This window comes from Segetibacter sp., from assembly GCF_025963695.1.
GTDB lineage: Bacteria > Bacteroidota > Bacteroidia > Chitinophagales > Chitinophagaceae > Segetibacter.
Genome location: NZ_JAOQAH010000060.1, coordinates 37719 through 55881, shown reverse-complemented (window position 1 = coordinate 55881; position 18163 = coordinate 37719). Strand labels below are relative to the sequence as shown.

At 39.5% G+C, this 18163-nt stretch carries 19 protein-coding genes; 13 read left to right on the top strand and 6 right to left on the bottom strand.

What is annotated here, in order from left to right; genetic code table 11:
- Positions 1-220 precede the first annotated feature (220 nt).
- The 3 genes from JWR87_RS10235 to recF form a co-directional block, all read right to left on the bottom strand.
- The gene (locus tag JWR87_RS10235) at positions 221-1117 is read right to left on the bottom strand and encodes a sulfite exporter TauE/SafE family protein (RefSeq protein WP_297819237.1); all 897 of its coding nucleotides are present in this window, start codon (positions 1115-1117) and stop codon (positions 221-223) included.
- Positions 1118-1124: 7 nt separating this feature from the next.
- Positions 1125-1862, bottom strand: coding sequence for a DUF2490 domain-containing protein (locus JWR87_RS10230; protein WP_297819234.1), 738 nt, complete (start codon positions 1860-1862; stop codon positions 1125-1127).
- Between the two features lie 205 nt (positions 1863-2067).
- Positions 2068-3150 (bottom strand): DNA replication and repair protein RecF, encoded by a 1083-nt coding sequence (gene recF, locus JWR87_RS10225; RefSeq protein WP_297819231.1) that lies wholly within the window; start codon positions 3148-3150, stop codon positions 2068-2070.
- A 166-nt stretch (positions 3151-3316) separates the two neighbouring features.
- On the opposite strand from recF, the gene pdhA reads away from it, so the two are divergent.
- The 10 genes from pdhA to JWR87_RS10175 all read left to right on the top strand — a co-directional run bounded on the left by pdhA (position 3317) and on the right by JWR87_RS10175 (position 10589).
- Complete coding sequence (gene pdhA, locus JWR87_RS10220) at positions 3317-4312, top strand: pyruvate dehydrogenase (acetyl-transferring) E1 component subunit alpha (protein ID WP_297819228.1); 996 nt, start codon at positions 3317-3319, stop codon at positions 4310-4312.
- Positions 4313-4410: 98 nt separating this feature from the next.
- Complete coding sequence (locus JWR87_RS10215) at positions 4411-5106, top strand: tetratricopeptide repeat protein (protein WP_297819225.1); 696 nt, start codon at positions 4411-4413, stop codon at positions 5104-5106.
- A gap of 1 nt (position 5107) precedes the next feature.
- Positions 5108-5587 carry a 6,7-dimethyl-8-ribityllumazine synthase gene (ribH, locus tag JWR87_RS10210; protein ID WP_297819221.1) on the top strand — a complete coding sequence of 160 codons (480 nt, stop codon included), beginning with the start codon at positions 5108-5110 and terminating at the stop codon, positions 5585-5587.
- A gap of 146 nt (positions 5588-5733) precedes the next feature.
- Entirely contained in the window at positions 5734-6453 is a 720-nt protein-coding gene (locus JWR87_RS10205; protein ID WP_297819218.1) for a (Fe-S)-binding protein, read from the top strand.
- A gap of 95 nt (positions 6454-6548) precedes the next feature.
- Positions 6549-6959: an EVE domain-containing protein gene (locus JWR87_RS10200; RefSeq protein ID WP_297819216.1), complete on the top strand. Its 411-nt coding sequence runs from the start codon at positions 6549-6551 to the stop codon at positions 6957-6959.
- Between the two features lie 53 nt (positions 6960-7012).
- The gene (locus tag JWR87_RS10195; protein WP_297819213.1) at positions 7013-7705 is read left to right on the top strand and encodes a Sir2 family NAD-dependent protein deacetylase; all 693 of its coding nucleotides are present in this window, start codon (positions 7013-7015) and stop codon (positions 7703-7705) included.
- Positions 7706-7948: 243 nt separating this feature from the next.
- A complete protein-coding gene (locus tag JWR87_RS10190; RefSeq protein WP_297819210.1) occupies positions 7949-8707 on the top strand; it encodes an ABC transporter ATP-binding protein in 759 nt (252 codons plus the stop codon).
- A 31-nt stretch (positions 8708-8738) separates the two neighbouring features.
- Positions 8739-9464 (top strand): FKBP-type peptidyl-prolyl cis-trans isomerase, encoded by a 726-nt coding sequence (locus tag JWR87_RS10185; RefSeq protein WP_297819207.1) that lies wholly within the window; start codon positions 8739-8741, stop codon positions 9462-9464.
- Positions 9465-9474: 10 nt separating this feature from the next.
- Positions 9475-10014, top strand: a complete 540-nt coding sequence (locus JWR87_RS10180; protein ID WP_297819204.1) for a YfiT family bacillithiol transferase — start codon at positions 9475-9477, stop codon at positions 10012-10014.
- Between the two features lie 8 nt (positions 10015-10022).
- Positions 10023-10589: an NUDIX hydrolase gene (locus JWR87_RS10175; RefSeq protein ID WP_297819201.1), complete on the top strand. Its 567-nt coding sequence runs from the start codon at positions 10023-10025 to the stop codon at positions 10587-10589.
- Between the two features lie 162 nt (positions 10590-10751).
- Here JWR87_RS10175 and JWR87_RS10170 read toward each other — a convergent pair whose 3' ends face one another.
- A complete protein-coding gene (locus JWR87_RS10170) occupies positions 10752-13718 on the bottom strand; it encodes an FAD-binding and (Fe-S)-binding domain-containing protein (RefSeq protein ID WP_297819198.1) in 2967 nt (988 codons plus the stop codon).
- 291 nt (positions 13719-14009) lie between these two features.
- On the opposite strand from JWR87_RS10170, the gene JWR87_RS10165 reads away from it, so the two are divergent.
- On the top strand, positions 14010-14507 hold the full coding sequence (locus tag JWR87_RS10165) for a YetF domain-containing protein (RefSeq protein ID WP_297819195.1): 498 nt from the start codon (positions 14010-14012) through the stop codon (positions 14505-14507).
- A 259-nt stretch (positions 14508-14766) separates the two neighbouring features.
- Here the strand turns inward: JWR87_RS10165 and JWR87_RS10160 are convergent, their stop codons facing one another.
- Positions 14767-16233: an alpha-L-fucosidase gene (locus JWR87_RS10160; RefSeq protein WP_297819192.1), complete on the bottom strand. Its 1467-nt coding sequence runs from the start codon at positions 16231-16233 to the stop codon at positions 14767-14769.
- A gap of 247 nt (positions 16234-16480) precedes the next feature.
- On the opposite strand from JWR87_RS10160, the gene JWR87_RS10155 reads away from it, so the two are divergent.
- Positions 16481-16909, top strand: coding sequence for a hypothetical protein (locus JWR87_RS10155; RefSeq protein WP_297819189.1), 429 nt, complete (start codon positions 16481-16483; stop codon positions 16907-16909).
- Positions 16910-16974: 65 nt separating this feature from the next.
- Positions 16975-17142 carry a hypothetical protein gene (locus JWR87_RS10150; RefSeq protein ID WP_297819186.1) on the top strand — a complete coding sequence of 56 codons (168 nt, stop codon included), beginning with the start codon at positions 16975-16977 and terminating at the stop codon, positions 17140-17142.
- Positions 17143-17225: 83 nt separating this feature from the next.
- On the opposite strand, the gene JWR87_RS10145 is transcribed toward JWR87_RS10150, so the two are convergent.
- Complete coding sequence (locus tag JWR87_RS10145) at positions 17226-18080, bottom strand: AraC family transcriptional regulator (protein ID WP_297819182.1); 855 nt, start codon at positions 18078-18080, stop codon at positions 17226-17228.
- Positions 18081-18163: the final 83 nt, after the last annotated feature.

Here is an 18163-nt window from a genome sequence, read left to right as displayed (position 1 = left end):
CAGCGAAAAAAGAAACTGGCAGAGGAACTGGTTGGTGAAGATGACGGATTTATTAAAACGCTCAGCGAAGAAGATATAACCTACCTGTTTAGTTAGAATTTTTATTTGTAGCAAGCATAATAACTTTTGTCAACATCGTTGTGTCACACACTTGTACTTTCAAAAAAATATCAGCTGGCTTGCATCATGCTTAAGAAGAATAAGTACCCGTGTCGCTAAGCTATTTTAAAAGAGTTCTTAAGCTTAAAAATATAAGTAACAAGCCAACTAAAATTGTTATCGGTTTTCTCGGTATTTTATTCACCAGATATGCGCTCAAGGGAGCGCCAATCAGGCCGCCTATAACCAAACCTGCAATTACCCGCCACCCGCTAATTCCGCCAAAGAGTATAAAAGTAATTCCACTTGCAAACGAAATGGCGAACTCTGCAGTATTTACCGAACCAATCGTATACCTCGCATTTCGTCCCTGACCTAAAAGAGTGGAGGTTACAATCGGTCCCCAACCTCCTCCGCCAATAGAGTCCATAAAGCCGCCAAAAACAGCAAGAAGTCCAAGCCGTTTTGTTTTTTTCTTAATCAAATTTTTTCTTAATCCTTTAATGATTATAATAACAGCCAAAACAATCATATAAACAGCTATATAAGGTTTTATGACTTTTCCGTCTATTACATCAGCGAGAAGATAAGCTCCTACTACCGAGCCAATAACACCGGGAATAACCAGGTTAAGAACCAGCTTTTTATTAATGTTCTTAAACTTGTAGTGAGACAATGCAGAGGCGCCGGTTGTAAACATTTCAGCAACATGTACACCCATACTACTGGTAGCAGGATTTACACCAAATGAAAGAAGAAATGAAGTAGAAGTGGCCCCATATCCCATTCCTAGTGTTCCATCTACCAACTGGGCAAAGACCCCAATGAGCAGGAAAACGATAAACTCGTAGTTAAGGCCCGTCTTCACTTTTTCTATTGTAAAAAGTTCATGATAATTAATTAGTAAAACCAACAATAGTCCTGTTAACAATACTATTGGAATTAGATACCATAAATATTTTTTTGGTTTTGGTTGTGCTGGCGAAACTTGTATTCGTTCTAAATGCTCCGTACTCATATAAACTCTATAATTTAATTTTTTGAAAAATAGTTAAGCGAATTATATCTCTTTCAAAGAAATGGTAAGCGGCCGGCCGCTGTTGATACAAGTACATATATCCCAACTCTACCGAAAAGCTTTGGCTTAAACCTTGTTCCAATGCAGCATATATTCTGTTTTGATCAAAGGTGTTGTAGATGATTTTTTTTCCTGTGTTTAGCATTATCTCATCAGCAACTTTTAGCGTTGTTGATTTTTCAATTTCCTCTTTATTTATTCTAAATGCAGCTTGCATCCTGTATCTGAACCTAAAATTGAAATCATACCCGTCCGTTAGATTGTGGCCGTCGTTCTTGCGAAAAAAACGTTCATCAATTCTAAATCTTTGTTGAAGTTTCCATCTTTTTGAAATTGAATTACTATAACTAATCTCCTGGTTAGGCCTTAGTTCGGGAATGTCGAGCGTTGACATTAAATTGGGATCCTTATTCTTCTGTAGCGAGTACGTAAAGCCTGCACCTAATTCAACCTTTGGAAGAATTTTATAATGCACGCGTGAATGGGCGATTATATGTAGATGCTCGTTATTTTTAAAAAACCTTCGCTCATCAATTTCGTTGTGCCACGTCCATCTATCACCGAAAGCTATTTGATTATAGTATCTTGTCCAATAGAAACTTTCGTGTGTTATTTGCTTCGTTTGCGCTTTTAAAGTAACAGCCACAAAGCCTAAAAAAAATAAAATAATTATCTTCTCTTGCACATTTACTTTTTTTCGAGAGGCGAAAGTAAAGGTTTTTTATCAGTCTATTGATCTAATAGACTTTTTTTGCAAAAGCTTGTCTTCTCAATGGACGTAACAATAGGAGGCGGCTCAAATGGGATGGACGAAATCGGGATTTACAGAAGGAGCCTCCAGGTAATTCACACCAGTGTGTTAATTTTTCCTGAGATGCTTATTACAAAAACTATAACTCCACCAGCTGGTATCGCACACCTAGTTTCCCCAATGCCTGTTCAAGTCTTTCTTTGTGGGTGTCTGTGATAAACACCTGGCTTCGATTTTCCACACAAACATGTTGTAGCAGGTTTTGCATACGGCCCGCATCCAGCTTTTCAAAAACATCGTCAAGCAATAGGATAGGGGCAAACCCTTTAGCTGATTTAAGTTCATCAAACTCTTTTAGCTTTAAAGCAAAAAGCAAACTTTTTCTTTGCCCTTGTGAAGCAATGTTTTTAAAATTTTCGTTGTTTAATTTCAGCTCTATATCGTCTCTGTGTATACCAATAGTAGTTCTTTGCAACATCAGGTCCTTCTGACGGAATGTAGCTAAAAGGCTTTCAAAAGAGTTTTCAAACAAAGGACTATAATAGGCTAGAATAACCCGTTCATGTGTCCCGGCGATTTTTAGGTAGCTTTCTGCTACCTCGGGTAAATAGCTTAAAAGAAACTTTTTACGACAGTCAAAAATGTAATTGCCCGGTTTTATTAATTGCTGTGATAGAATATCAAGAAGTGAATCGTCAAGATATCCACGTTCTCCCACCGACTTTAATAAACTATTTCTTTGCTGCAACACCTTGTTATAGTCAATGAGGTTCTGTAGGTAATTTGAATCCAACTGGCTTAGAAGAGTATCGAGGTATTTTCTCCTTGTTTCGCTGGTGCCGGTAATTAACTCAACATCGTCGGGCGCAATGACCACTGCAGGAAACTGGCCTATATGAGCGCTGAATCTTTTGTAATCTTCTCCATTCCGCTGTATTTCCTTCTTATTATTTTCGCGCAAAATGCATACAACTTTTTCCGTTTCTCCGTTCCTCGTAAAGTTTCCCTCTATACGCAACCCCTGCAGGCCATGATGCACACTTGCATTGTCAGTCTTGCTAAAATAGCTTTTGGTGAAACATAAAAAATAGATTGCATCCAGCAGATTTGTCTTGCCCAGGCCGTTATTGCCACAAATGCCAACAATATTTTCTTTAAACTGCAAGCTTTGTTGCCGGTAGTTTTTAAACTGGTAGAGGGAAATATTGTTTAGCTGCAGCATCTGGGCGCAAGATAATTGTAAAGCCGAAATACTACTGGAAGTTCTAAACCTCGTGTTGTATGCGATACCCCTAACTAAGCATCTTAATATAACGAGTGCTTGTTGTAGCAACCCTGTAATGTGTACATTACTTTTCCCTATATTTGCCGCTCAAAATTTTAGACAAGTGCCAACTAGATTTTCAAAGGAAACATATTTGTACTGGTATGAGTTGATGCAGATGATTCGCCAGTTTGAATTGAAGGCAGAAGAGAAATATAAAATGGCAGGAAAGATCCGCGGATTTTTTCATGCATACGTAGGCCAGGAAGCATTAGCAGCTGGCTGTATGACTGCAACCCGCCAGGAAGATCCGTTTATCACCGCCTACCGCGATCATGGTTGGGCGCTGGCAAAAGGCGTTACTCCCAATGCATGTATGGCCGAATTGTATGGTAAAGCAACCGGCACTGCAAAGGGCAAAGGGGGAAGTATGCACTTTTTCGGTGTTAAGGAATTTTTCTTTGGCGGACATGGGATTGTTGGCGCACAAATAGGTACCGGTGCAGGATTGGCATTCGCCGAGCAATACAAAGGAACTGATAATGTGGTTCTTTGTTTTTTTGGCGATGGCGCCGCAAGGCAGGGAATTCTGCATGAAACTTTTAATATGGCAATGCTCTGGAAGCTGCCCGTTGTTTTTATTTGCGAAAACAACAATTACGCAATGGGCACTTCGGTTGAAAGAACCAGTAACGTAGTGGACATTTACAAATTGGCTGACGCGTACGAAATGCCGGCAGACATGGTTGATGGAATGGATCCTGAAACTGTACACGATGCGGTGGCCCGCGCAGTTAAAAGAGCCAGGGAAAAAGGTGGTCCTACTTTACTCGAAATGAAGACTTATCGTTACAAAGGGCACTCTATCAGCGATCCCCAGAAGTACCGCCGTAAAGAAGAACTCGACGAGTACAAAACGAAAGATCCTATAACGCAAGTAATTAAGACAATACTTGATAACAAATTTGCAAGCCAGGAAGAATTGGATGCGATTGATGCAAGGATAAACGAGGTCGTTGAAGAAAGTGTTCGCTTTGCTGAAGAAAGCCCTTGGCCAGATGATAACGAATTGTTGAAAGACGTGTATGCCGATGAGAATTATCAATTTATAGTTGATTAAAAAAAATAAAAAATAAAAAGTAAAAAGAGGGGGGCTGGAAATGTAGTGTACATTTTGCCTTTTGCCTTCTACTTTTTGCTGAAAAACAAATTATAAAAATGGCTGATAATCAAGTGCAGGAAGTTGTTGATGTAAATCAGAATACTCAAAGTGTAGTAGGTTTTTGGGAAAGAAATAAAAAGATAATACTAGGTGTTTTAGTAGCACTTATAGTAGTTATCGGTGGGTGGCTGCTATATAAGAGTATGGTGGTAGGACCAAAAGAAGAGAAAGCTGCCGAAGCAATGTTTAAGGCAGAAGAATATTTTAGAAACGATAGCCTTGCAGTAGCGTTAAACGGTGATGGTCAGAATAAAGGTTTTCTAAACGTTATTAAAAATTTCGACGGAACGAAAGCGGCTAACCTTGCTCATTTTTATGCCGGTGTTATTTATTTAAAGACACATGATTTCAACAATTCAGTAAAGCATTTAAATGAGTTTCATACCAATTCAAAGCAAATTCAAATGGTAGCTTACGGTCGACTGGGAGATGCATACAGCGAGTTGGGAAAGAAGGATGAGGCAGTCGATTTTTATAAAAAAGCAGGTAAAGAATTCGAAGCCGATCAGTTCAACTCGTCTGAGTTTCTGTTTCGCGCTGGTTACCTGTTAGAAAGCATGGGTAAAAACAAAGAGGCAATAGATATCTACAAAGAAATAAAAGAGAAATATCCTAAAACCGAAAAAGGATTTTCAATCGATAAATATATTTATCGTCTTACCGTAGAAAAAAACGATTTTAGCGTAAAATAATATGGCTACAAAAGGTAATACCGAATTAAACAAAGGCATCCCGTTATTACAGGATGCCTTTGTGATTATAGTGAAAACTGAATGGAACGCACACATCATAGACAGGCTTGAAGAAGGCTGTGTAAAGGTGTTAACTGAGAGTGGGGTAAAGTCAAAAACCGTTGTTGTTCCCGGCGCTTTTGAAATTCCCTTTGCAGTTAAAATGCTCCATGCCAACAGTAGTCAAACTGCCGATGCTTTTATTGCTTTGGGTACCGTAATAAAGGGCGATACACCTCATTTTGACTATGTTTGTAAGGGTATCACCGACGGGGTAATGCAACTTAATGTATCGCTCGATGTTCCCACCATTTTCGGTGTACTAACCGTTAACACCGAACAGCAAGCCGAAGAGCGCATTGGCGGCATTCATGGCCATAAAGGAGAAGAGGCAGCTACGACGGCAATTAAAATGATTGCTTTAAAAAGAAGCATTCAATAGTGAGAAATTTCTTTGTTGGGCCAGGCAGAAGAATGCAGTTGTTGCATTGTTGCGTCGCACACTTGTACTTTTAGTCTTTTATTAATCATTTTTCTTAAGTCCTTTCTACGGATATAAGAGTTAAATTCCCTTTAAGGGTTAAGGACATGAGGGTAGATATATTTATTCCTTGCTTTGTAGACCAGCTTTATCCTGAAACAGCTTTCAATATGGTGAAAGTGCTTGAGAAGGCCGGCTGCGATGTTAATTACAACAAAGACCAAACCTGCTGCGGCCAGCCTGCCTTTAACGCCGGCTTCTGGGAAGAAAGTAAAGCAGTTTGCTCTAAATTTTTAAAAGACTTCAAAGGAGCCGACTACATCGTCGCACCCAGCGCCAGCTGTGTTGGCTTTGTAAGAAATTACTACAGCAAACTTTTCGATAATTCCTCCGATCACAATAACGTAATCAAAATAGCTGACAAGACATTTGAGTTTAGCGAGTTTTTGGTAAAGGTGCTTGGTATAGATAAGTTTGGGGCTAAGCTGGAAGGCAAAGCTACTTACCACGATAGTTGTGCTGGCCTGCGTGAATGCAAAATAAAGGAAGAGCCCAGGCGCTTGTTAAGCAACGTGAAAGGCCTGGAAATATTGGAAATGGAAGATGTAGAAACCTGCTGTGGTTTCGGTGGTACATTCTCTGTAAAGTTTGAGGCAATAAGTGTAGCAATGGCCGATCAAAAAGTGTCACATGCGTTGGCGACAGGCGCCAAATACCTCATTAGTACCGACCTGAGTTGCCTGATGCACCTTGATGGTTACATCAAAAACAAAGGGTACAATTTGCAAACCTTGCACATAGCAGATGTGCTTGCAAATGGTTGGTAGGCGTAATGTGAAAATGCCCCCGAATTTGAAGTTCGAAAGTGAAAGCGACGCCGTATCCTAATTCCTAATTTATAAATTCTTAATCCGTAATTGTTATGGCTCATTGGCTCATAAAATCAGAACCTACAAAATATAGTTGGGATAAGTTTGTTGAAGACAAACAAACCTTTTGGGATGGAGTAAGAAATTATACCGCCAGGAATAATTTAAAGGCAATGAAAAAGGGTGATGAAGTTTTCTTTTATCACAGCAACGAAGGCCTGGAAATAGTAGGTATTGCCAAAATAGTAAAAGAATCTTATCAGGATCCGACAACAGAAGATCCGAATTGGGTGGTGGTTGATTTAAAGCCAGTTAAAAAATTAAAGAAGCCCGTTACCCTTGCTACAATAAAGGCTGATATACGTTTAGAAAAAATTGCGCTCGTTAAGCTAAGTCGTTTATCCGTTTGTCCGATAACCGATGACGAGTGGAGCATAATACTTGAGCTGGGTGAAACGAAGTAATGATAGGAAGTAACGCTTTTTAATTGATTATATAAAAAGACATTAATCTAGAAATGGCTAAAAGGGAGCTTGTAGTACTTACCGGAGCGGGCATTAGTGCAGAGAGCGGCCTGAAGACTTTCCGCGACAGTGATGGCCTATGGGAAGGTTACAATGTTTACGAAGTAGCTACTCCCCGGGGGTTTGCAAAAGATCCGGAATTGGTGCTTGAGTTTTATAATATGAGGCGTAAGAATGTTGCTGAGGCGAAACCAAATGCAGCGCACTTTGGCCTGGCTGAACTTGAAAAAGATTTCAACGTCACTATTATTACCCAAAATATTGATGACTTGCATGAAAGGGCAGGCAGCAGCAATGTCTTGCATCTGCATGGCGAAATTTTTAAAATGCGTAGTGTAACTAACCCAACACTTATTTCAGAGATCAGGGGAGACATACATGTTGGTGACCTTGCAGCAGACGGGGGACAGCTTAGGCCTCATATTGTTTGGTTTGATGAACTCGTTCCGATGATTGAGGTTGCTGTAGAGGTGGTTAGTGCGGCCGAAATTTTTGTGGTAGTAGGCACATCGCTGCTTGTTTATCCTGCCGCCAGTTTGATTAATTATGCGCCAGGCCGTATTCCAAAATTTATAATTGACAAGTCTATTCCATATACAGGTAGCATACCTGGTCTTACCGCAATAGAAAAACCCGCCACTGAAGGAGTAAAGGAGTTGCAGAGACTTTTACTCGCCGGCCAGTAGAAATTGTAAAGTGATAGCAGTAGACGGTGTGGGAGGATGTGGTGATTAAGCTGTACCAACCCTTTGAGGTGTGGCACAGCTGTTTGCTTTTTCGAAAAAAGGTGCAAAAAGTTATAAAGTACACGGGTGCGACGCAACATGGGACGATATGAAAACCAATGCCTGCTACATAAAAAACATTCTATATTTCATTAAAAACCGGGGGCGTATTATAACTTTAGCCCTTTTTAAAACCTGTACTGAATGAATAAAATAATTGAGGTAGAGAAGCTGGTGAAGAAGTACGGTGATTTTACAGCAGTAAAAGGTATTAGTTTTAGCGTTAATGAAGGTGAAATTTTTGGGCTGTTAGGACCCAATGGAGCGGGAAAAAGTACCACACTTGAGATAATAGAAACGCTCAGGTTTAAAACTTCGGGGAAAGTTTTTGTAGATAAAATGGATCTGGATAAACAGCCTAACGATATAAAAAAGATAATAGGCGTTCAGTTACAAACTTCAGGGTATTACCCCGGGCTTAATTTAACGGAGTTGATAGAATTGTTTAACGGGCTATACAATAGAAATGTGGATGCGATGCAGTTGTTGCAGATGGTGAATTTGAAGGATAAAGCAAAAGCAAAATTCAAGGAATTGAGCGGAGGACAAAAGCAACGATTTTCTATAGCAACTACATTAATCAACGAACCTAAGATTATATTTTTAGACGAGCCTACTACAGGCCTCGATCCGCAGGCGCGGCACAACTTGTGGGATTTAATCAGGGACATACGCGCAAAAGGAACTACCGTTATTATTACCACTCATTATATGGATGAAGCTGAGGTGCTATGCGATAGGGTAGCGGTAATAGATTCGGGCGAAATTATTGCTATTAATTCTCCGGATAAAATGATTGATGACCTGGTGGCGTCTGGCTTTGAAAGAAAAAAAGAAGTTAAAGCTGCGACGCTTGAAGATGTTTTTATTCATCTTACCGGCAAAACTTTACGTGAAGAATAATTATTATATAAACAATCACCATTTATACAACATGAAAAAAGTGTTTTTAGTGCCTTCCGTTTTGATGCTGTGTGTTTCGTTACATGCTCAAACAAAAAAGACTACCAAAACGGTAGCCCAAACAAGAAATACTGCATCTGCAGCTGCCGCTTTAAGGACCAGTACAGATAGTATCAGTTATGCCTTCGGTCTTTCTTTAGGACAGTATATAAAAAGCCAGGGACTTACATCGCTAAACTATGCGATGTTGAATAAAGCGATTGACCAGTGTATAAAAGGTCAGAAAACAACGCTTGACATGAACCAGGCAAACCAGGTAATGCAAGGGTTGGCCGAGTCTAAAATGAAGAAAGTTTCTTCAGCTGAAAAACAAAAGGGTACTGCATTTTTAACAAAAAATAAGACTCGCAAAGAGGTGGTGCAAACCCCAAGTGGTCTGCAATATGAAGTCTTAGTGAAAGGCACCGGTCCGGTTCCAAGTAAGTCAGATACGGTTTCTGCTCATTACAGAGGATCTTTAATTGACGGTAAGGAGTTTGATAATTCTTACAAACGAGGTGAGCCTTTAACGATACCGGTGGGATCTGTAATACCGGGTTGGACGGAAGCTTTAACTATGATGCCGGTTGGCAGTAAGTGGAAATTATTTATTCCTTCTTCAATTGGTTATGGTGATGTAGGTGCAGGCCAGGATATTCCCGGCGGAGCAACATTGGTTTTTGAAGTTGAATTACTGGGAATTTCGAACAAAAAATAACACTAAGCTTATGTTTGATCCAGCAGCAGATGTTCGTTATCCCATTGGGAAATTTGAGGCTCAACAATATTCTGATGAGCTAAAAAATAAGTGGATAAACGATATCCGTTTTTTGCCAAACGATATTGAAATGACTATTCAAACGTTTGACGAGTATCAATTGGATACACCGTACCGGGAAGGGGGCTGGACGGTGAAGCAGCTGGTGCATCATATTGCTGATAGTCATATGAATGCTTATATACGCTTTAAGCTGGCACTAACAGAAGACAACCCTACTATTAAACCTTATGAAGAAGCTCAATGGGCTAAACTTCCTGATACATTCAGTGTTCCTGTAAATGTGTCTGTCACTTTGTTGCACGCGCTGCATCGTCGGTGGACGGTTATAAATGAAAACATTAGCGAAGAGCAGTTTCAGAACAGAACCGTTTATCATCCCGAGCACCAGAAGCAAATGACCTTATGGCATTTGTTGGGGATGTATGCCTGGCATGGGCGGCATCACGTTGGCCACATAAAAAATCTTAAAGAACAAAAAGGTTGGTAACTGATACAATGCAAGACAGAAGCCTGAAATGGAAAACTATTTCATCGGAATACTTATTTAATGATACCTGGCTAAAGGCGAGAAAAGATAGATGTGAAAGGCCTGATGGTAAAATTATTGATCCTTATTATGTAATGGAGTATCCTACGTGGGTAACGGGTGTAGGATTAACAACTGATGAAAAAGTAATTTTAATAAGGCAGTATCGACATGCATTGGGAGAAGAGTGTATAGAGCTGCCGGGAGGTTGTGTAGATGCATCAGACAAAGATTACGAACAAGCAGTAAGGCGCGAGTTTTTGGAAGAAACAGGCTTTACTTTTAAAACTACAGAATACCTTGGCAGAACCTCTGCAAATCCTTCTACTAATGCTAATGTATTGCATATGTTTTTACTTACAGGAGGTGAAGAATTGCAGGAGCAAGAGTTGGATCATAACGAAGAAATTGACGTGTTGGTAGTGACGTTTGATGAGTTTAAACAAATGCTGCTGGAGAACAAGTTCATTCAATCAATGCATGTTACAAACATTTTTTACGCCCTGCAGAGGCTAGGCAAATTGCACTTATTGTAGAACAACCGAACAAGCCCGTTGATTTTTATAATACCAGTTCTGCTTTTTTTGATAAAAGCGTTTATCGATACTTAACGGGTAATAAAAAGAGCGAAGGCCAAAGAAAAAATTTTCTTTGGCCTTCGCTCTTTTGTTGGTTTATTAACGCAGGTGTTTTTTTACTTACACTAAAGCTTCGTACAAAACTTCTACGGTGTGCAGTGCTTTTCTCCCGGTTCCGTCTTTTATCTGATGGCGACAACTGGTTCCGGGAGCGGCTATAATTACGTCTTCAGGTTGTTGCCTTACGGTTGGTAATAAAACCAATTCTCCTATTTGCATCGATATATCGTAATGCTCCTTTTCATATCCGAACGAGCCCGCCATTCCACAGCACCCGGATGGGATTGTTTCTACTTTATAATTTTCCGGAATAGATAACATTTTTACAGAAGCCGAAAGGGCAGACCAGGCTTTTTGCTGGCAATGACCGTGAAGCTTTATTAGCTTTTCAGCCTTTGTAAATTGTTCCTTAGCTATATTGCCTTTTGCTGCTTCTTTTGTTAAAAACTCATCTATTAAATACACATTCGACGACAATTCCTGTGCTTTTTCAAGATCTGCATCGTCGACCAAATCAACGTACTCGTCTCTGAAAGTAAGTATTGCAGAAGGTTCAATACCTATTAATGGAGTATCCCCGGTTATAATTGGACTTAGCAGAGCAACATTCTTCTGCGCAATCTTTTTTGCATCCCGCAGCAGTCCTTTTGAAAGCCATGCCCGTCCACTTTCTTCATGTTTTGGAATTTCTACTTCATACCCCAACTTCTCCAGTAATAAAATCGCTTTTATTCCAATTTCTGTATCGTTATAGTTGGTAAACTCGTCGCAAAACAGGTAAACTTTCTTCAGCGATTTAGGGTTTAAGGGGTAAGGTGTAGGGGCAGAAAGGCTTTCGGCCTTATGCCTTTTACCTTCCACCTTCCTATGTTTCTCAAACCAGCTTCTTAATGTGGTTTTATACATAGTCGGCATCGACCGTTCCGCTGCAAAACCGGAGAATTTTTTAACCAGCTTACTAATGCTTTTGTTGGTCATTACGAAGTTGTACATGCCCGGCATAATGGAACCTAGCTTAGCAGAATTGTTGAAATTTGCAATCAGTCTTGAACGAAAGGGTACCCCGTTTGCGTCGTAATAGTGCTGCAAAAACTCTGCTTTCAGCTTGGCCATATCAACATTAGAGGGGCATTCTGATTTACATCCTTTGCAGCTAATGCACAAGTCCATTACATCTTTAATCTCTTCATGATCGAACCTGTTTAGTTTAGTTGAATTGGTAAGAAATTCTCTTAAAATGTTGGCCCTTGCCCTGGTGGTATCTCTTTCACTTCTTGTAGCCATAAAAGATGGACACATAGTTCCGCCCGATAACTCAGTTTTGCGGCAATCTCCCGAACCATTGCATTGCTCCGCATGTTGCAACACATCCTGATTTTGGTAACGAAAAACAGTTTTAAAATCGGGTGTTTTCTGGCCCGGCGTATACCTGAGCATGGTATTCATCGAAGGGGTATCAACAATCTTATTAGGATTGAAAATGTTCTGCGGATCCCAGCTCTTTTTAATTTCTTTCAAAAGCTGGTAATTCTTTTTACCAACCATCTGCTCAATAAATTCGCCCCGCAACCTCCCATCACCATGCTCACCGCTTAGTGAGCCGTCGTATTTTTTCACAAGAGAGGCAATTTCTTCTGCAATTACTCTAAACAACCTGTTGCCTTCTTCTGTTTTTAAATTGATAATGGGACGCAGGTGAATCTCTCCGGAACCGGCATGAGCATAATGCACAGAATGAAGTCCGTGTTTTTTTAGTATTTCGTTAAACTCACGTATGTAAGCGGGAAGATCATTTACATCAACAGCAGTATCTTCAATCACAGGAACGGCTTTTTCATCTCCGGGTAAGTTGCTTAATAATCCCAGCCCTGCTTTTCGAAGCGTCCAAATCTTCTTTGTGTCATTGCCAAACAGTAAAGGAAAATGATAGCCGAGCCCTTCCGCCCGCATTTCAGCTTCCACCTTTTTGGCTATTTCAATCACTTCATCCTGGTTGGTTCTAGCATATTCAATCACGAGTATAGCTCCCGGGTCTCCCTTTACAAAAAAGCGGTTTTGAATTTGCTCAATGTTGTCTTTTGTGCATTCAAGTATGTAATGGTCTATCAGCTCACTTGCACTCGGGTTATATTTAAGCGCTATTAAGTTTGCTCGTAAAGCTTCATCAATACTATTAAAGTGTACACAAAGCAAACCTGCTTCTTTAGGCGGAAGCGGTACCACATTCAGCTTTATTTCTGTCATAAAAGCCAGCGTACCTTCAGAGCCTGCGATTAGTTTACAAAAATTAAAATCTTCACCACCTGCGGTAAAAGGTGCGGCCTCAAGCAACACATCAACTGCATAACCGGTATTTCGCCGCTCCACAGTTTTCTTAGGGAATTCTTTCCGGATCTCTACCTGGTTGTCGTAATTACTCAAAAGCTTTCTTACGGTTTTATAAATGCCCGCTTCTAATGTTTCTCCCTCGCACTTTGCATGGAAATCATCAATTGATAATGTCTTAAACTCAGCCTCAGATCCGTCGCTTAGCAGGGCTTTTATTTCGATCGTGTGTTCGCGGGTACTTCTATACACAACTGAGTTTGATCCGCACGAGTTGTTACCCACCATCCCTCCAATCATCGCCCTGTTAGCGGTAGAAGTTTCAGGTCCGAAAAACAGGCCATGAGGTTTTAAAAACATGTTTAGCTCATCACGTATCACGCCCGGTTGTACCCGTACCCAATTTTCGGCTGTGTTTAGTTCAAGTATTTTCGTAAAGTTTTTCGACACATCCACAACGATTCCGTTCCCTACCACCTGGCCTGCCAGCGAGGTGCCTGCTGTACGTGGTATTAGCGAAGTGCCTTCAGCACGCGCAAAAGCAATTAGTTTTTTTAAGTCTGATACTGATTTGGGTAACGTTACCGCCAACGGCATTTCCCTGTAAGCTGATGCATCTGTAGCATATAAAATCCGCATCCTTTTATCATCGTATAATTCCCCCTCCAATTCACGAGCTAATGTTTTTAACTTCTCTGTCATTAGTGTAGTTGTCGCTTTCATAAATCGCCGTAAAAATAAGCTGTTTTTAAAGAAAGGGTAAATATTGCCAGTCGTTCAATAATTAGGAAAGGATCAATGCTTACAAAAACAATTTTATTAAGCAGGGTGAAGTACTGCTATTAAGCCCCCTTGCGTCGCACTCTTGTACTTTTCGTACTAAATTCGGCTGTTAAAAACGTATAAGACATTGAATCAGGAAGATCATTGCGGGTATAACTTTTGAACTGAACGGTTAGCAGGAAATACATTAAATATTAAACAAAAGCTTAAATGATGAATATTATAACCGAAATATTCGGAGAGGGTAAAGAACTGAATGCAGTGCAGATAGGTAGTCGAACATTTGTTATGTACATAATTGCCGTTATACTTATTCGTATTGCCGGGTTAAAAACGTTTGGAAAAAGTTCTTCTTTCGATAATATCATTATAATTATGTTAGGAGCAATACTTAGCCGGGGAGTCGTAGGTGCCTCTCCATTCTTTGCCGTTGTAATATCTGGCCTTGTAATGGTTCTTATGACGCGGTTAGTTTCGTGGCTTTCTATCCAAAATAAAGACTTTGCCATTCTTATAAAAGGACAGCATAAAAGTTTGTATCAACAAGGAAGAATTGACAAAAAAAATTTGAGTGAAAGTCTTTTGAGTGAAGATGATCTTTTAGAGGGTGTAAGGCTGCAAGGTAACACCAACTCTCTCGACGATGTTGAAGAGGCCTTTTTGGAATGTAGTGGAGATATTAGTGTCATTAAAAAGAAAGCCAAGTAATAGTTTAAAGAACAAACTACGCAGATCGACTTGGGCTATGCGTATAACAAAAAAAGCTTCCTGGAAAGGAGGCTTTTCATTAGGACATTAAAAAACGTCGGGCATTAAATAGATATTGGATGTGGTTGTTAGGTTAGAACGGCCACTGGTATTACATCGCAAATATCATCCCAACCAAATACAATTATAACCCATAATAGTTTTACTGATAACCCAAAAAGACAGTAAAAGTATTTTTTTTTAATTTAAGTGGAAGCTGTTAGAATATTTCAACGTTTGATATTACAGGGCATGCCTTAGCATTTTTGATGTTTATTCTAACCTTATTCGTGCTTACCTCATTAAGCTTTAAAATACGTTTGTATCCAATTGTGGTTCCCGCTGCAACTTCTCTCCATCGATTATCGCTCAAAACTTCTACTGTAAATGATTTTACTCTCTGGCCCAACCGAATGTATTCCTGCAGCATTATATATTTTAATGGTTGTGTCTTATTCAAATTAATTTCAATCGAACCGCTCGTTACATTATCGTCCGTGGCCCAATAAGTAGCTTTTTTTCCGTCGGTTACATTCGAAGGCGAATAATTTGGATCATTACCTCTGAACGCGCTTCCTTTTACAACGGCATTCTTGGCAACGTTTGTTTTAAACTCCTGATCAAGCAATTTCTTAAATCCTTGTAAAGCCTTTACATCGTTTTCATGAAACAGCCCTCGTTGATCCGGCGGTACATTTAGCAACAGCGTTGAGCCACGGCCAACAGTTGTAAGGTAAATATTAAATAAAGTTTCCGGAGACTTTACCAGGGTATCTTCTTGAGGGTGATAAAACCATCCTTTCCTGATGGATACGTCTACTTCAGAAGGAATCCATTTAGTTCCATTTTCAGACCCTGTATTCAGTAGTTTCTCAATTCCCGGTTTGCCTGCGTAAAGCGTATCATTTGTAATGGTGTTCCAGTTGGTTTCTCCGGCAGTCCCCCTTTCATTTCCGCACCAACGCAAATCAGGACCTGCATCGCTAAAAAAAAGTACATTAGGTTGAATTGCTCTAACTACATTAAGCGTAGTAGGCCAATCATAGTAAGTGGCTCCGTTAATCTTACGTGTTTCATTGGCGCCGCCATAAAAACCATTTCCTCCATTAGCTCCGTCAAACCACATTTCGAAGACAGAACCATAGTTGGTAAACAATTCCTTCAATTGATTGCGGTAATACTCCACGTAAGCGGGCTTTCCATACTCCGGATGGTTCCTGTCCCACGGCGAAAGATAAACGCCGAACTTTAAACCTTCTTTTTTGCATGCATCAGCAACATCTTTCACAACATCTCCTTTACCATTTTTCCATGGACTATTTTTTACAGAATGTTGTGTGTATTTGCTTGGCCATAGGCAAAAACCATCGTGATGTTTGCTAGTGAGAATAACTCCTTTGAAACCGGCGTCTTTTAAAGTTCTCACCCATTGTGTCGCGTTAAGAGATGAGGGATTAAAGATGGAATTGCTTTCATTTCCAAAGCCCCATTCAAGTCCCGTAAAAGTGTTGGTGGTAAAATGAATGAAAGCGTTCATCTCCATTTCATGCCATCCCATTTGCTTTTCTGTAGGCAAAGGATAGAGCGGCGCCGGCGGACCGGCATTTTTGTTTAAATAAGGCGGGTTGAAGGCAAATAAAAAAATGGCTAATGCAATGATTACAGATGCAACGATTTCCTTTTTCATTAAACAGTTTTTGGGTAAACTCATGGTAAATATCTGTTTAATTAATGAATGAGGCTATCATTGAATTACGCATGTAATCAGGCGAAATAGCGTTCTATTGAAGTTTTTATAATTAATTATTTAAAACTATAAAACGGGTTAAGGAAGAATTACATCCGGTTCAACTAGGTAATTTTTTGGTCGATCTTTTTGTAAACGTTAGGTGCTATAAAGACTTTCTTACTTTTGTCTGAATAGCTCAACAAGAATGTTACAGAAAAAACAAGGACTTGATATCATAAACGAGGTGTTGGAAGAGTGTGTTCTTGCCTACCCGGTTTCATCGTTCGTTATTAGTTTATATAAACAATACCAGGAACGGGGAAGTCTTAGTAAAAAGCAATTACAGGGGCTGCACAGTAAAGCATCCAAAATAAAGAACATTGCGCCAGGCAAGCTCGCTACGGTGGAAGCAATCATAAATAAGATGCCGACAAGAGATAAGTCTGAGCTTCCGGCACAAAAACCAATGTTTGAAAAAGAAGAGGGTACCGGCCAAATGATCGAAGAAATTTTAGCAAAGTATCCTCAACATAAGCGGGTATTATTTTTTAAAGCGAAGTATGAAAACAATGAAGTATTATCACCCCTGGAGATTGGAGAGTTGAAAAAATTCAATCAATTAATAAAAAAGTAGTCACACTCTTTTGTTTTTTGCTGGTATGCCAATTGCACTAACTATACTTTTAAAAACAAATAAAAATGAAAAATATTTTAATTTTTGCAAGCATCGCAGGTATTGCTTCAGCTATAGCAATTTATTTTGTGTCTGAAAATACTAAACCTTCAATTAAAGACAGCTTTGTGACAAATAATGACATTGAAGCTTACGACTATATTGAGAACGTTGGGCGGCCAACAATAGTGTAATGAACTTTACAGTTATAATGATAGCCTGCAATTGTTATTGCAGGTTTTTTTATACTGTTTTTTTAAGACTCTTGCAGAAAAAACTACAGTTGACGCAGTGAAAAAACTTTTCTGTATTTGGATGGCGTCATGGCCTTCACCTTTAAAAACTGTTTATTGAAATTAGCAATCGTACTAAAGCCACTTTCATAACAGGCTCCCTCTATCGTTATACTTGTATCATTGGTTAACAGTTTGCACGCGTATCCTATTCTAACTTCATTTAAAAAGTCTATATATCGTTTCCGTGTGCTTTTTTTGAAGTAATTGCAGAAAGCAGGTATGCTCAGGTCTGCTAACCTCGCAATAGTTGATAACTGAATCGACTCTCTGAAATTTTCCATGGTAAAGTGAAATATCCGGTCTATCCGTTCCCTGTTTTTATTATTTACCTCTTTCACTTCCTGTGTTGAAAGCGTGTCAAACTCTTCTTGTTTTGCAAGCAAGTCCAGGCATTCGCATAAAGTAATAATTCTTCTAAATCCTTTCTCCTTTTCCAGCGAGGTAATTAATGCATTGAGCAGTTGTTTGCTTTTTCCTTTTATTTTCAGTCCATGTAAAGCGTTTTTCAGAAGGTGCCTGATTTCTTTGCTCTCCGGCAAATTCAAAAATTCATTTCCCCAAAACTCTTCGCGAAAATGAACAACAATGGCGCTGGTAATAACATCGCCGCTTTTTTTAAAAGTATGAGGCACATTGGCTCCCAGAAAGAAAACATCTCCCACTTCAAACTCACCTACGTAATTTCCTATGAAGCTGAGGCCTGCACCTTCTGTAAAAAGTATCAGTTCATACTCTATATGCTGATGCCAGTTCACTTCAAAATTGGGTGTACGATGGATGCGCGCAACAAAAGAGGTGTTATCGGAAAGTGGAAGTTGCTCAATTAAAGGCTTCATAATACAATATTAAGTAAGATAGGTTTTTGAAGGTGGCCTTTTAGTTAAAATAGTTTAGGTAATATATAAAAAAGTAGTAGAAG

Excerpts from the sequence above, each read along its gene's own strand:
- JWR87_RS10155 (WP_297819189.1), top strand. The coding sequence starts at position 16,481 with ATGTTACAGAAAAAACAAGGACTTGATATCATAAACGAGGTGTTGGAA.
- JWR87_RS10165 (WP_297819195.1), top strand. The coding sequence starts at position 14,010 with ATGATGAATATTATAACCGAAATATTCGGAGAGGGTAAAGAACTGAAT.
- JWR87_RS10145 (WP_297819182.1), bottom strand. The coding sequence starts at position 18,080 with ATGAAGCCTTTAATTGAGCAACTTCCACTTTCCGATAACACCTCTTTT.
- JWR87_RS10235 (WP_297819237.1), bottom strand. The coding sequence starts at position 1,117 with ATGAGTACGGAGCATTTAGAACGAATACAAGTTTCGCCAGCACAACCA.
- JWR87_RS10200 (WP_297819216.1), top strand. The coding sequence starts at position 6,549 with ATGGCTCATTGGCTCATAAAATCAGAACCTACAAAATATAGTTGGGAT.
- JWR87_RS10170 (WP_297819198.1), bottom strand. The coding sequence starts at position 13,718 with ATGACAGAGAAGTTAAAAACATTAGCTCGTGAATTGGAGGGGGAATTA.
- recF (WP_297819231.1), bottom strand. The coding sequence starts at position 3,150 with ATGCTGCAGCTAAACAATATTTCCCTCTACCAGTTTAAAAACTACCGG.
- JWR87_RS10180 (WP_297819204.1), top strand. The coding sequence starts at position 9,475 with ATGTTTGATCCAGCAGCAGATGTTCGTTATCCCATTGGGAAATTTGAG.
- JWR87_RS10190 (WP_297819210.1), top strand. The coding sequence starts at position 7,949 with ATGAATAAAATAATTGAGGTAGAGAAGCTGGTGAAGAAGTACGGTGAT.
- JWR87_RS10205 (WP_297819218.1), top strand. The coding sequence starts at position 5,734 with ATGAGGGTAGATATATTTATTCCTTGCTTTGTAGACCAGCTTTATCCT.
- JWR87_RS10195 (WP_297819213.1), top strand. The coding sequence starts at position 7,013 with ATGGCTAAAAGGGAGCTTGTAGTACTTACCGGAGCGGGCATTAGTGCA.
- JWR87_RS10160 (WP_297819192.1), bottom strand. The coding sequence starts at position 16,233 with ATGAAAAAGGAAATCGTTGCATCTGTAATCATTGCATTAGCCATTTTT.
- ribH (WP_297819221.1), top strand. The coding sequence starts at position 5,108 with ATGGCTACAAAAGGTAATACCGAATTAAACAAAGGCATCCCGTTATTA.
- JWR87_RS10175 (WP_297819201.1), top strand. The coding sequence starts at position 10,023 with ATGCAAGACAGAAGCCTGAAATGGAAAACTATTTCATCGGAATACTTA.
- JWR87_RS10215 (WP_297819225.1), top strand. The coding sequence starts at position 4,411 with ATGGCTGATAATCAAGTGCAGGAAGTTGTTGATGTAAATCAGAATACT.
- JWR87_RS10150 (WP_297819186.1), top strand. The coding sequence starts at position 16,975 with ATGAAAAATATTTTAATTTTTGCAAGCATCGCAGGTATTGCTTCAGCT.
- JWR87_RS10185 (WP_297819207.1), top strand. The coding sequence starts at position 8,739 with ATGAAAAAAGTGTTTTTAGTGCCTTCCGTTTTGATGCTGTGTGTTTCG.